At 67.3% G+C, this 13397-nt stretch carries 13 protein-coding genes and 1 pseudogene; 7 read left to right on the plus strand and 7 right to left on the minus strand.

From position 1 onward, the window contains the following. Positions 1 to 162 precede the first annotated feature (162 nt). Positions 163 to 501 (plus strand): helix-turn-helix domain-containing protein, encoded by a 339-nt coding sequence (locus AC5L38_RS35695; protein ID WP_440064592.1) that lies wholly within the window; start codon positions 163 to 165, stop codon positions 499 to 501. A 325-nt stretch (positions 502 to 826) separates the two neighbouring features. On the opposite strand, the pseudogene AC5L38_RS35700 reads toward AC5L38_RS35695, so the two are convergent. The 3 genes and pseudogenes from AC5L38_RS35700 to AC5L38_RS35710 form a co-directional block, all read right to left on the minus strand. Further along, positions 827 to 1276, minus strand: a pseudogene (locus AC5L38_RS35700) (transposase); the annotation flags it as partial. A gap of 158 nt (positions 1277 to 1434) precedes the next feature. Next, a complete protein-coding gene (locus tag AC5L38_RS35705; protein WP_495247219.1) occupies positions 1435 to 2217 on the minus strand; it encodes a cellulose binding domain-containing protein in 783 nt (260 codons plus the stop codon). A 1566-nt stretch (positions 2218 to 3783) separates the two neighbouring features. Next, a complete protein-coding gene (locus AC5L38_RS35710; RefSeq protein ID WP_495247220.1) occupies positions 3784 to 4401 on the minus strand; it encodes a hypothetical protein in 618 nt (205 codons plus the stop codon). Between the two features lie 587 nt (positions 4402 to 4988). On the opposite strand from AC5L38_RS35710, the gene AC5L38_RS35715 reads away from it, so the two are divergent. The 3 genes from AC5L38_RS35715 (at position 4989) to AC5L38_RS35725 (ending at position 6736) form a co-directional block, all read left to right on the plus strand. Continuing rightward, positions 4989 to 5327 (plus strand): hypothetical protein, encoded by a 339-nt coding sequence (locus AC5L38_RS35715; RefSeq protein WP_495247221.1) that lies wholly within the window; start codon positions 4989 to 4991, stop codon positions 5325 to 5327. Between the two features lie 167 nt (positions 5328 to 5494). Beyond that, positions 5495 to 5632 carry a hypothetical protein gene (locus tag AC5L38_RS35720; RefSeq protein WP_495247222.1) on the plus strand — a complete coding sequence of 46 codons (138 nt, stop codon included), beginning with the start codon at positions 5495 to 5497 and terminating at the stop codon, positions 5630 to 5632. 267 nt (positions 5633 to 5899) lie between these two features. After that, on the plus strand, positions 5900 to 6736 hold the full coding sequence (locus AC5L38_RS35725; RefSeq protein ID WP_495247223.1) for an SAM-dependent methyltransferase: 837 nt from the start codon (positions 5900 to 5902) through the stop codon (positions 6734 to 6736). Between the two features lie 206 nt (positions 6737 to 6942). Here the strand turns inward: AC5L38_RS35725 and AC5L38_RS35730 are convergent, their stop codons facing one another. The 3 genes from AC5L38_RS35730 to AC5L38_RS35740 are packed head-to-tail and all read right to left on the minus strand — an operon-like array spanning position 6943 to position 7950. Then, positions 6943 to 7269, minus strand: coding sequence for a DUF1048 domain-containing protein (locus tag AC5L38_RS35730; RefSeq protein ID WP_495247224.1), 327 nt, complete (start codon positions 7267 to 7269; stop codon positions 6943 to 6945). A gap of 1 nt (position 7270) precedes the next feature. Beyond that, entirely contained in the window at positions 7271 to 7627 is a 357-nt protein-coding gene (locus AC5L38_RS35735; RefSeq protein WP_495247225.1) for a DUF1048 domain-containing protein, read from the minus strand. Continuing rightward, complete coding sequence (locus tag AC5L38_RS35740; protein ID WP_495247226.1) at positions 7624 to 7950, minus strand: PadR family transcriptional regulator; 327 nt, start codon at positions 7948 to 7950, stop codon at positions 7624 to 7626. The genes AC5L38_RS35735 and AC5L38_RS35740 overlap by 4 nt, the downstream gene beginning before the upstream one ends. A 244-nt stretch (positions 7951 to 8194) precedes the next feature. Between AC5L38_RS35740 and AC5L38_RS35745 the strand changes: the two genes are divergently transcribed. Beyond that, on the plus strand, positions 8195 to 8821 hold the full coding sequence (locus AC5L38_RS35745; protein WP_495247227.1) for a ClpP family protease: 627 nt from the start codon (positions 8195 to 8197) through the stop codon (positions 8819 to 8821). Continuing rightward, positions 8818 to 9420: a ClpP family protease gene (locus AC5L38_RS35750; protein WP_495247228.1), complete on the plus strand. Its 603-nt coding sequence runs from the start codon at positions 8818 to 8820 to the stop codon at positions 9418 to 9420. The genes AC5L38_RS35745 and AC5L38_RS35750 overlap by 4 nt, the downstream gene beginning before the upstream one ends. Positions 9421 to 9435: 15 nt before the next feature. On the opposite strand, the gene AC5L38_RS35755 is transcribed toward AC5L38_RS35750, so the two are convergent. Next, positions 9436 to 9792, minus strand: a complete 357-nt coding sequence (locus AC5L38_RS35755; RefSeq protein WP_495247229.1) for a helix-turn-helix domain-containing protein — start codon at positions 9790 to 9792, stop codon at positions 9436 to 9438. A gap of 351 nt (positions 9793 to 10143) precedes the next feature. Between AC5L38_RS35755 and AC5L38_RS35760 the strand changes: the two genes are divergently transcribed. Then, positions 10144 to 13347: an AfsR/SARP family transcriptional regulator gene (locus tag AC5L38_RS35760; RefSeq protein ID WP_495247230.1), complete on the plus strand. Its 3204-nt coding sequence runs from the start codon at positions 10144 to 10146 to the stop codon at positions 13345 to 13347. Positions 13348 to 13397: the final 50 nt, after the last annotated feature.

Below are 13397 nucleotides of genomic sequence, written 5' to 3' on the forward strand. Positions count from 1 at the left end.
ATCGAACCTGCGTCTGGTCTCTCCCACGACCTAACCTTCTCCTTAGGTCAGGTCTCCACGCTAGAAGGGGAAGCCCAAATCCGGCGACTGGAGCGGGTGGTATGACGTGGCGATCAAAACGGCAGAGGTGCGTTTTGCCCGGTACCTCAAGGAGAGGGAGCGATGAGCGATCAGGCGGTGACATGGGAGGAACTACGTGCCGAACTTGTTCAGCCCGGTGATGAGCAAGAGGTTGCCCAACTCCGAGATGGGCTCGTAGCTCGCCAGCGCGCCTACCAACTCGCTGAAGCCAGACGCAAGCTTGGCCTGCGACAGGAGGATGTCGCTCAGGCGATGGGCGTGTCACAGGCCCGCGTCTCACAGATCGAGAGCGGAGTGATCAGCGAAGTGGCCACCCTGGCCGCTTACGTGACGGCGCTCGGAGGTCAGCTCAAGATCGTGGCCGACTTCGGAGACTCGGCCATGGTGCTCGATACGCCTCGCGGTCGACGTACGGGGTGATCGTGCTCACGATGGATGCCGTGGTTCCGGTGTTCTTCTCTGCCTCGCGGGCTTTCACGTTGCTGCCGCGCCGCCTGGTCGCGTCTCGTATCTGAGTGACCAACTGGGTGACAACGACCCCGGACGGGGGCGGACGACGGTGGACGGTCGTGGACCGTATGCCTAAGTCAGGGCCGGTATCGGCCCTGGTCGCGCCTCCGCTCGGATCGCCTTACAAGCGAGATGTCACTGGTTCGAACCCAGTAGTGCCCACCAGCCAGAACGCCCCGTAGCCGATCTTCGGAACAGGGGGTGAGTGACCAGGGCCTGTTCTGAGTTCGGATCTTCAGGCGGGGTCAAGGCTTCGGATCCACAGGATGGCGCCCCGTACGTGAAGCCCGGCGATGTGGCTTTCCGGCGTCTTGTCGAAGCGGAAGGCCGGCCCCGCCACTCCTTCATCCGGTTGATGCGACGCTCGGCGGTGTCGCGTTCCTTGTACAGCGCCACATCGTCGCGGATGGGGCGGCCTCCGCGTGAGCCGCGCTTCTTGCGGTTGGCCGCCTGGTCCTTCCTCTCCGGAATGACCGCTCGGATACCGCGCCGACGCAGGTAGAGGCGGTTGGCGCGGGAGGGGAGGCCTTGTCCGCGGCCACCGCGCCGCGCCGGGCCGGGTGCGGGGCCGGCCGAGCCGGAGGCGGACCTTGATGGCGGCCGAAACGGCGATGAAACGAGGACTGCCGGCGGCTTGGCCGGGAGTGAGCAGGAAAGACAGCGGACGGCGGTGCCGGTCGGCCGACCGGATCGAGTGCCGTCCCCCGCTCACCCAGCGGCGGATACGGCTCGGCCATGGTCCACTCATCATCGGTGAGGTCACCACGCGTCATCCCCCTTCGCCCGTCAAGGCCGGACGGTAGCGCGCAGCACAACCTCACGATCCAAACCCAGAACAGGCCCCTAGTCGTTGTCCTGCTCGACGGCGCTCCACAGGAAGGCGCTGCTGCCGGTGATCTGGCTGCTGCGGGAGTCGAACGTCGCCGGGCCGTTCACCGTGTCGTCGTCCTCGGCCGCCGTCACGGTGAGAGGTTGAGGGACGTCCCAGTTGTCCGGGGTGAAGGTCAGCGGCGGTCCGGCGGACAGGTCCGTGTCGCCGCTGACCCGCGCGGTGCCCACGATGACGTTGCCCGGGGGCTGCTGGCTGAGCCGTACCTGGACGCCGGCCGTGCCGCCCTCGGGCACCGTGATTTTGGAGGGGGAGAGGAGGATCCGCAGCCGTGGTGGGGAAGGCGAGGGGCTGGGTGAAGGGGTGGGACTCGGCACCAGCTTGACCGTGCACGGCACGCCGTTGAGGGCGAAGTCCGTCGGCGGCGGGTTGCTGCCGGTCCAGGTTCCGTTGAAGCCGATGCCGAAGGTCCCTCCGGAGCTGATCGGCCCGCCCCACGCGGGATTTCTGGCGGTGACCTGCTGGCCGCTCTGGCTCCACTGCGCGCTGAAGCCACCGGTGATCCGCTGGGTGCTCGGGAACGTGAACGTCAGCGCCCAGCCCGAGATCGGGTCTCCGGTGTTGGTGATGTCGATGAAGGCGGTGAAGCCGCCCGACGAGGTGCCCCAGCTGTGCGAGGTATAGGTCACAGCGCAACCGGCCGCCGCCTCGGCGGAGGTGGCCGCGCCGCCCATGACGGCCCCGGCCGCGAGCAGCGCGGTGGCCGCGGCCGACGTCAGAACCCTGTTCCGTGACAAGCCCTTACCACGTCCCACGAGTGATCACCCTCCCGTTGAGCCACCCCGTTGGCCGCCGCCCGTTCGCGCCGGCGGTTCCAGGTTCGGACGGTTCTCGGAGGATGTATAGACACCGTTGCCGCCCGTACGGTCATCGCCTCCCCGAGTCGGTGCGAGGCCTGGGAGAGGACCTTCGAGACCTCGGGAAACACCGCCCTCGCGCCCGCTGTCCAGGTGGGGACGCAAGGCGGTTCCGGATGAAAGATTCACCCGGAACCGCGCCCGTGCCGCCCGATCGTGTTTCCCGCCGGACCGGCGAAAACAAGTGAGACGCCGACACTCAGCATTGGTCATACTTATGCGTCTCGACCCCGCCCTCCAGAGAGCGGGGTCAGTAGCCGAGCAAAGCAGGTGATGGAGCGCTGCCCTACCACTAGCAGTGAGATGCCTTCGTCGCCGAAAGATCGACGTACTCAACGAGGGTGCCGTTGTTGAAGGTCACGACGTCGAAGTCACAGAAGTAGCGGTAGAACCAGAGGCCGCCTGAGCCTCGTGCGCTGATCGTTCCGGACCATCCCCCTGCCGTGAATTTAGAGGCATTGACATTTACGGTGTACCTGCCGCTGCATCGCCAGGAGCTCTTGTTTCCGTTGGAGTGTCAGGACGGCGTACGTCGCCTGGCAGCCCAGAGCCGACGCGGAGGCAGCTGTCGAGCTGGGAGCCACCGCGCTGGGAATGATTATGGTCGCCATGGCTCCAGCCAAAGCCAGAGCGATGCGGGGAAACATGGAGATCTTCGCTTTGCCGGTCTTTGTTGAATTCATTTAAGCACCTTTTCGTGTATTGACTGCGGAAGGCGTTCAGTGCTCAAACAGCAATTGCGGATCGGCTGTGATCTTGAGAGCCTGTGAGGTTGCAGGGTGCCGCCCACGCACCGTCCCCACGCCGGCTGTCTCGAGGTGCATCAAGGCCTCGCGATCAAGACCTGGCAGGGGAACCGACTGGCCCCTCATGAGTGACGAACTGAGTGACAACGACGACGGACGGGGCCGGTGCTGGTGGATCACTGTGGACCGTAACTCCAGGCTGAGGCTGGTATTGGCCCTGGTCAGGCATGCGCTCGGGTTGCCTCACAAGCGAGATGTCACTGGTTCGAACCCGGTGGCACCCACCGGTCAGAACGCCCCGCATCAGATCTTCGGGACGGGGCGTGAGTGACCAACCGGGCGACTGACTCCCGAAGATGTCGTCCGTGGCCTCCGCTCGCTGCATGAGTACCGGGCCGGATCTGCTTCCGATAGACCGTCTCCGTGACCACCGTGTTCCGATGGCCGACCGGGCGTCACCCCTCCTCGATCGGGACGCCCGGGTCCGACAGCGGCGAGACGAAGCCGTGCCGCATCTCGCGAGGGGCCCAGTCGGGTTCAGTCGGTGCCATGAGACACCGCCTTCTCAGTGATCTTCAATTCACCTGAATATCCGAAGTCCGTACAGGCCCTGGTCGTGGTTGCCGGGGTCCGGCTCGTGGCGACGATGCGGCGGGCGCCGGACGTTTTCGGCGGTCCCGGCGACGGGGCGGGGACGACGTCACTCACATGCGGAGTCGTCGATCTGCACCGGGTATCCGGCGTTCAACGCGGCGACGGTCGAGGGCGGGGTGATGACGTCGGCCAGTCCCCGTACGGGCCGTGGGTGGCGGGTCCGGTATCCCTCGGACGTCCATTCGACCAGCCGAGGGCCGATGACGACGGCGGGGGAGGTGCCGAGCCGGACGAAGGTGCCGTCGGGCAGGCCGGCCCAGTGCGCCTCGTGGATACGCCTCTGGTGCGTGCCTCGGACGAGCCGTTCGCCGTGCAGCTGCCGATTCATCGCCCGGGCGGACGGAGCGTCGGCCCGCAGACCCTCGGCCCAGGCGGAGCGGTAGGCGCTGTAGCTGTCCCTGCGGCATTCCGCGCACGGGCGGTGCCCGGCCGCCAGCGAGACGGCCTCGTCGTGGAAGTACAGGAAGGTGTAGTGATCAGGGCGCCACTGCTCCCGCCGCCGCTCCTTGAACCTGAGCGCACAGGTGATCCACAGGTCGCCCGCGTGGAAGCGGACGATGCGCTCGCCCGAATGGATGATGCCGCGGTTACCCGTCCAGGCGCCGCGCAGCGGGATCGCCACGATGTCCCCCATGGGGGTGACCCGGTTACGGGAAGGTGCCATGCGGTGTCCTTTCACCCGGGCTCATGAGACTCCGACATGCCGGCCGGGCCTCACCGCCGCGTCCCGGGGCGAGGCCGCGCGTCCAGATTGATCACGACTTCGCACAGGGCCTGGAAGGCCACTGCGGATCTGTGGTGCTCTGGCCGGCCGTGGTTCGCTCAGGTGGGTCCGGGAACCGGTGTCCAGAGGTCGCCGGTCCGGGTGAGTCCGGGGTCGATCAGGGTTCGCGGGGTGGGGGGGCGTGGGTGTGGAGCCGGGCGTCGCTCTTGATGGTGCCGATGTATCGTAATCGCCGGTTGCCGTGAACGACGATCCAGGCGACGGCACGTTCGGCGGGGGCCGCGGTCGTCGGTGGTCGTCCTGCCGGACCGGATCGGTTGCGGCCCGCCCGCGGACGGTGGTGGCGCGGGTTCGATCACGAGGTGGCGCCCCGCCGAGGTCGGCGCCGCTCGCCAGGGCCCGGAGCATCCGCGAGGGGTGCCGCACCGGGAGGTGCCGGCGGAGACAACCGAGTAGGGCCCTACTCATGTGAGGAGGTCGTGTTCCCGCGACTCTTGGTGCTACAGCACCGGCGGAGGGAACAGGCCATGCCACAGCACATCCGCAAGTATTGGGGGCCGCTCAAGGGGCGGGTGCCGCTCAACTTCAACTGGGGGGCGATCAACGTCAACTCGATCGTGCACGTCGCCGCCAGCGAGTACGTCCCGGAGTCGGACCCCGACGCACACGGCGGGTTCGCCGACGCCAACCATCAGCGCTTCATCGGCTCCGCCAACGTGACGGTTTCCAACATCGCGCCACACGGCCCTCCCTGGGATTCCAACAAGGGCGTGACCTTCGTGGTCAACGTGGACTGGCCCCATCCCATCCACATCGTCACCGACATCACCGTCTTCGACGAGGGCCCGAGCGAGATTCAGAACTAGCGAGATCGCGGCCTCGCGCCGTGGGCGGCGGCCGCCGACGGACCCGCGGCGGGCACGCGTGCGACCATGAGGCCTCCCGCCCGGGTCGGCGTCACCGGGGGCGAAGCGGAGGCGTTCGCGGATCATCCAGAGCGCGACCGGCCTTCTGGACGGCGGCGGCGACACAGATGCGCGGACACGATGACCGCGAGCGATTCCTCATCGGCGTCGACATCTTCCTGACCGGTATCGCCGTCCTGCGCCAGGGCCTGTACGGGGTTGAAAGCGGCGGGATCCGCCTGCGCGGTGGTCTGTGGTTCCGGTAGGCCGTCGTCATGGCGCGTGGAGATCTCACTGACGGGGAACGGTCCTTGATCGATCCTGGTCCACAGCCGATGCGGCCGATGCGGGCGGTGATCGCCGAGGCCTTCTCCGATCCGTCACCGTTCTGCGCGCACTCGTCGTGACCAGCTCCGTCAGAGTGCTTATGTAAGCCTCTCGTCATATACCTGCTCTTAGAAGGGATTCAGGGTTATTATCCTGCCCAGTTCCCCGCGATCAAGTGGGACCCCGATCGGAACGAAGGTGGCGAAGTGCCCGAGCACGGCGAGGATGAGGGTCAGCTTCCCGCGGAGATCGACACGACGAAGCCCAGCATCGCGAGGGTCTACGACTGGTTCCTGGGAGGGAAGGACAATTTCGCCGTCGACCGGCAGGTCGCCGAGGCGGCACTGAAGATCGCCCCGGGAGCCCAGCAGGCCGGGCAGCAGAACCGGGCCTTCCTGCGGCGGGTCGTGCACCACATGGCGGCCGAGGCGGGGATCAGGCAGTTCATCGACATCGGGTCTGGCCTGCCCACCCAGGGCAACGTGCACCAGGTGGCGCAGGAGGTCGACCCGGCGGCCCGGGTGGTCTACGTGGACAACGACCCCATGGTGCTGGTCCACGGGCGGGCGCTGCTCACCACCGACGACAGCACGACGGTCATCCAGGCGGACGCGCGCGACCCACGGTCGATCCTGGAGAACGATCAGGTGAAGGAGTTCGTCGACTTCGGCGAGCCGGTGGGGCTGCTGATGCTGAGCGTCCTGCACCATCTGCACGACAACGAGGATCCCGCCGGAGTGGCGGCCACGCTGCGCGCCCCGCTGGTGTCCGGCAGCTTCGTGGCGATCTCGCACTTCTGCAATCCCGGTGAGGCGCACCCGGAGGCGTCCCGGCAGGCCACGACGGCCGAGAAGCTCTTCAATGAGAACCTCGGCACCGGCCGCTGGCGCACCATGGACGAGATCACGGAGTATTTCGGCGACTTCGAGCTGGTCGCGCCGGGCCTCGTCCCGCTCCCCGGGTGGCGTGCCGAGCCGAGCATCTCCGTCAGGAACGCCATTCTGTACCACACCTACTACGGCGGTCTGGCCCGCAAGCCCTAGACGCACTCAACCTTTGTGGTCAGTACACCTGGACGAACCTCGGGCAAGCGCCGATCCGCAGCCAGGTCCGCCAGGGCCTTTGGCGTGGTCGAACGGGTAGTACGGCATCCGCGCCGAGGCCGACTTCCCGCTCCACGCCGCCAAGGATGACCGCACGGGAACCCTCTGCCGGCCTACCCCGGGGGTTCGGCCTCGGGCGACGGGCGTCACTTCCCGGCCGGGCCGGGTTCCCCGCCGATGGACTCCTGATAGACGTCCGCGTAGGTGCGCGAGTCCTTGACCAGATCGTCGCAGAAGGCGGCGACGTCGTCGCCGATGAGTTCCAGGACCCCCTTGCCGGCCGCGGCACCCTCCTCGAAGAAATCGACGATCCCTGGAAGGAGGGGCCCGTCATGCAGGTCGATCGGTCCGACCTTGAAGAGGTATCTCTGGATCTCCTTGTAGACGATCTGGTAGTCCGGCGGGAGTGCCCTGACCCGCGCCATGTGCGCCCGCCACTGCTTCTTGCCTTCGATGATGTCCTGGATGCCCACGTCAGCCTCCTAGCCGGCCCAATTTCCTTGCGACGTTCCTGTTCAACTGCTCGCGCCACCGGTCGCGATAGGTCCGGGTCCCTTCTCCGCCGGCCAGCGCCGCGCAGAAGCCCTCGATGTCGTCACCCAGCACCTCGTGGATGCTCTGCCCGTCGGCCGCTGTCTCTTCGAGCAGCCCCAGAGCGCCGTCGAGAATCGGCATCAGGTTCCGGCCGGTGAAATCCGTGTAGGGAAAAAGATGACCTTTGATCTTTTCCCACGCCGCCCGGTAGTCGGCCGGCAGTGCCTCGGCCCGGACTTCGAAAGCCTTCCATTCCCTGGTGAGATCGCTGCCTGTGATGGCCTCCCAGAAGTTCATCTCCCGCCCTCCCTGAGCTTGTCGATCCGTGACGTGATGTACTCCCACTTCGCCCAGAACGTCGCGAGTTCTTCGCGCCCCGCCTCGTTGAGCGCATAGAACTTGCGTGGCGGGCCCAGCCCGGACGGTCGTTTCGTCACCTGGACGAGCCCGTTCTTCTCCAGACGCAGCAGGATGGTGTACACCGTCCCCTCGACGACGTCGGCGAAGCCGAGTTCGTGCAGCCGCCGCGTGATGGCGTACCCGTAGGTCTCCTCGCCGCCGATGATTTCGAGCACGCAACCTTCAAGCGTGCCCTTCAGCATCTCCGTCAGGTCGTCCATCGTGGGTCCTCTTCGATCTCCTGGTACTCAGTGCTACTTAGTACCACTATACGGTATCACCGAGTAGTGAGGCAATCCCGTCAGGCGGCGAGCACGGAGCGCGGAAGCGATTCGAATCGTCGGTGCCGCTCATCGGTGCGCGGCCGGTGAGAGGGGCCGGAGACCGGTTTCGCTCTGCCCAGAGCGGATCTGCCCCGGGCAGATCGTGTCGACGCCGATCCGGATCGCCTCACATGATGGACGCATGAGCGAAGAATCGAAACCTCCATTGTTCAACACGCGGATGAGACATCAGCTTTACGAACAGCGTGTTCTCGTTCTCGACGGCCCTCTCGACGACGACAACGGGACGTTGCTCGCCACGCAGTTGATGGCACTCGCCACGCATGACGCGTCGGCCGATATCGCATTGTGGATTCATTCCCCGGGCGGCTCGGTTCCGTCGATGCTCGCGATCCGCGACATCATTCGGCTCATTCCCTGTGACGTGTCGACCCTCGTGCTGGGCATCGCCTACAGCGCCGGGCAGTTCCTGCTGTCATCGGGTGCCCGGGGGAAGCGCCGGGCTCTGCCGCACTCACGTGTCCTGATGCACCAGGGCTCGGCCGGGATCGGCGGCACCGCGGTCGACATCGAACTGCAGGCCGGCGACCTCCGGCATACTCGCGACACGGTGCTCGGTCTCATCGCCGAGGACACGGGTCAGCCCGTGGAACGCATATTCGAGGACTCCTTGCACGATCGCTGGTACACGGCGGGGGAGGCACTGGACTACGGCTTCATAGACGCGATCGTCCAGAGCTTCGACGAAATCGCGCCACACAGTCGCCCGAGACCCGGATTCGGCGTCACCGAAGGAGCCGGCCAGTGAGCACGTACACGATTCCCAATGTCATCGTCCGGAATTCTCGTGGCGAGCGGATCATGGACGTCTATTCGCACCTGCTCACCGAGCGAATAGTTTATCTGGGAACCGCGATCGACGCGGGCGTCGCGAACGCGCTCGTCGCACAGCTTATTTTCCTGGAGTCGGACAACCCCGATGCCCCCATACAGTTCTACATCAATTGCGAGGGCGGGGACCCGAGCGCCATGCTCGCGATATACGACACCATGCGCTACATCCGCCCGAGGGTTGAGACGACCTGCGTCGGACAGGCCATCGCGGTGGGCGCCGTCCTTCTCGCCGCGGGCGCCGAAGGAAAACGTGCCGCCCTCCCGCACGCGCGAATAATCCTGCACCAGCCGGCCGCTCAGGGGCGCGGGACGATCCCCGACCTCATCCTGCAGGCCGACGAGGTCGTACGTGTCCGGGCGGACATCGAGCGCATCCTGTCACGGCACACGGGCCAGAGCATCGAGACCCTCCGCGCCGACACCGATCACGATCGCGTGTTCACCGCGACCGCGGCCCTGGAGTACGGGCTCCTCGATGAGATCATCGAGGAGCATTCACCGGCTCGTGGGTGATCCCGGCGGGCCACGCTACGCGGCCAGGGTGTACGCCGCCGAGCAGGTGGCACCTCTCGACGCGCTGGTCTGGGCGGACCGCAGGCTCTCGGCGACGGCGAGGGTCAGATCGAGCAGGGTGACGTCCAGCGCGCCGGCGACCGCGGCGATCATCTCGCTCGACGGCTCCTTGAGGCCTCGTTCCATCTCGGAGAGATACTGCGGCGAGACGCCGGCGCGACGCGCCGTCTCGCTCAGCTTCTCGCCCCGATCGTGACGAAGACCCCTGAGACGCTCACCGAGCGCGTGCCGCCACAGCGGCTCGTGAGCCGGGGACGGCTTGGGGTCGGTCCGATCGGTCGCCGGGCGCAGCGGCGGGACAGAGAAGGCCATGCCTCACCATAGGTAGACGGTGCGTTCGAGTTCTGTCGACTTCGCGCAAAGCGGAACCGTTCCCGCCGCCTCGTCCCGGAGACCCGCCTCGTCCCGGAGACCCGCCTCGTCCTGGAGACCCGTCTCGTCCCGGAGAACTGGCCGGACCGGCGACAGAGAGCGGTTGAGGGTCTGCTGAGGCAAATCAGCCCTGTTAATCGCGAGCAGTGGTGATCTACTCTGGCAGCCACCGCATGGCAGGTGCTCACGTTGAGGGCGGACCCCCCCATTCGTGGCGCACTTTTCGACGGACGGATCCCGTCCACAGCCGGAGTACCTCGAGGGCTTGGGGAGTCCTCACTGGAGGAGTGCATGGAATTTCGTCTCCTTGGCCCGGTAGAGGTCTGGAGCGATGGTCGTCAGGTGCCGCTCGGGGGAGCCAAACCACGAACCCTGCTGACCGCTCTGCTTCTCGACGAGGGCCACGTGGTCCGGGCCGAGCGGCTCATCGAAGCGGTCTGGAACGAGGATCCCCCGGACACCGCCCGGGCCGTGTTGCAGACCTACATCTCGTCACTGCGCCGATCGTTCGAGCGCGCGGGCATGCCGTCGATCATCATGTCTCACCAGGCGGGCTACCTGGCCGACGTTCCCGCGGGGGCCGTCGACCGTGCCCTGTTCGAGACGCTCGTCGCCGAAGGGCGGCGCGAGGCTGCCGGGGGGCGTCACGAAGAGGCGAGCGAGCGTCTTCGTACGGCCCTGGCGCTCTGGCGTGGTCCGGCCCTCGGCGGGATCGGCGATTCCTTCCTGCTCGGCGAGGCCCGGCGCCTCGACGAGTTGAGGCTCACCGTGACCGAGGAACGGATCTCCGCGGATCTCAAGATCGGTCTGCACGAGCAGGTCATCGGAGAGCTGACCGCTCTGGTGGCACGTCATCCCACCCATGAACGCCTGCGCTACGACCTCATGGTCACGCTCAACGGGGTCGGACGGCGCGGGGACGCGCTCGCGGTCTACCGGCAGGGTGTGGAGGTTCTCGCCGAGGAACTGGGCATCGATCCCGGTCCCGAGCTACGACTGTTGCACGAGGGCGTCCTGCGAGGGGACCCGGACCTGCTTCCGAGGCATCGCTCCCGGGCGCCGCGGCAGCCGGGGACATCCGCACCCGACGGCCCGGGCAGGGCGGGCGGGCCGGCGCCCTCGGTGCCCGGCAGGCTCGATTCAGGCAGGTCCGATTCAGGCAGATCCGATTCAGGCAGATCCGATTCAGGCAGGTCCCACTCGGACAGGCTCGACTCCGGTGGGCTCGACTCGGGCAGGTCGGATTCAGGAAGATCCGATTCCGGCAGGGGGCGGCCGTACCAACTGCCGCCCGTCACCCCCGACTTCACGGGCCGAACCGAGGAAATCGCCTCGTTACGGACGGCTCTGGCCCAGCCGTCCGCCATGCCGGTGTGCGTGATCCTCGGAGCAGGCGGCACGGGGAAGTCCACCCTCGCGTTACGGGTCGCCCACGAGATAGCCCGGCTCTATCCCGACGGCCAGCTCTACGCCGAGTTACGCGGCACCACCGAACTCCCGGCGACCCCGGAGGAGGTCCTGGGCCGCCTCCTGCGAGAACTGGGCACACCCGCGCCGGAGCTTCCCGCGACCCTGGAGGAGCGGATCAACCGGTATCGCAGCCTGCTCGCCGGCCGCCGGATGCTGGTGGTGCTCGACGACGCGGCCACCGAGCGTCAGGTCCGCCCGCTGCTGCCCGGGGCGGCGGGATGCGCCGTGCTGATCACCTCGCGCAACAAGCTTCCGAGCCTCGCCGGCGCCGTCCCGACGGAGATCGGCGTACTGACCGTCGACGCGGCACTCGCCCTGCTGTCCCACGTCGCCGGCGGCGAACGGATCACCGCGGAGGCCGACACGGCACGGATGATCGTACGGCAGTGCGGGTACCTGCCCCTCGCCATCCGGATCGTCGGGGCCAGGCTCGCCTCACGGCGTCAGTGGTCGGTGAAGCTGATGGCCGACCGGCTCGCCGACGAGCGGCGCCGACTGGACGAACTCACCGTGGGAGACCAGGAGGTCCGTGCCAGCATCGCCTTGAGCTACGAGCTGCTGCCCGACTCCGTACGCGGGGCGTTGCGATACCTCGGCCTGCTCGGCCTTCCGCACTTTCCCGCCTGGGTCGCGGCGGCCGCCACCGGGTCGAGCCACGACGAGGCGGAGCGGAACCTGGAACAGCTGGTGGACGCCTCGCTCGTCGAGGTCGAGGGCGTCGACGCGACCGGCCAGGTGCGCTACCGACTCCACGATCTCATCCGGCTGTTCGCCCGGGAGTGCGCCGAGACCGAGGACCCGAAGGAAGCGCGGGTGACCGCGGTGACCAGGGTGCTCGGCGGCTGGCTCTGGCTGCTGGAGAAGGTGCGCGCCGTCGAACCCACGGGCATGATCGCGATGCGGGAGTCCTACGGACTTGTCGTTCCCATGGACCCCGGGACCGCGCGGGCCGTCCTCGCGGCTCCTCACACGTGGTTCCGCATCGAGGAGGAGCCACTCGTCGCCGGCGTCGAACTGGCGGCGGCGATGGACCTCGACGAGGCCGCGATCGAACTGGCGTCCGCGTTGTGCCACTCGGCCTTCGCCGCGGAGAACCAGTTCACGGCCTGGAGCCGTACCCACGAAGCCGCTCTGGCGGTCGCGCGCCGCAAGGGGAACGCCGCCGGCCAGGCGACGCTGCTCGCGGAGCTGGGCCGGCTGCGGTACGAGCAGGATCGCTACACCGAGGCTCAGGAGTACTTCAGCCAGGCTCTGCCGATGTTCCGCGCCGCGAAGGATCTCCGGGGAGAGTACGCCACCCTCGTGGGAATGGGCACCGTCTGTCGCGAGCAGGGATACCTGCCGGAGGCGCTCCACTTCCTCGACAGCGCTCAGCGGATGTGGAGCGACCAGGAAGACCGGGCCGCTCTCGCCCACGTGCGGCGGCTGTCAGGGTCGATCCGGTTGGAACAGGGTGATCTGGAGCGCGCCTGGACCGACCTGGAGCACGCGCTCGCGCTGTACAGGAAGTCGGGAAGCCGCCGAGGTGAGGCGCTGACCATGCGGACCATCGCCCTCCACCACATGGCCAGAGCGGAGTTCGGCGAGGCGGAGCGGCTGAGTGAGCAGGCGGCGCGGATCTTCGGCGAGATCGGCGACCGGCTGCTCGAATGCTACGCGTTGCGGACCCGTGCCAAGGCATGGCTCCGGCAGGGCAGGTGCGACGAGGCCCTGCCGTCACTGGAGGGCGTACTCGCCGACATGCGCTCCCTGCGGGACCGGTGGGGCGAGGCGATCACCTTGCGCACCTTGGGAGAGCTTCACCTCGCCGCAGGGCGACTCGAAGAGGCGCAGAGCTGTCTCAAGGAGTCGGTACGGCAGTGGGAGGAGCTTAACCTCCCGCTGTTCCGCGCGCGGACCCTGCGTGATCTGGTCCTGCTGTACGAGGAACTGGGAGACCACGAGACGGCCCGGACGATCCGGGCCGAGGCGGTCGACGTCTTTCGCGTGTACGGCTCCCGCGAGCACGGAGAACTCACCCTGTAGAGGTCCTACAAGATTCTTACAGCGGGGTTGGAGCGCCCGGCCGCACTCTT

The organism is Streptosporangium nanhuense (genome assembly GCF_059358815.1).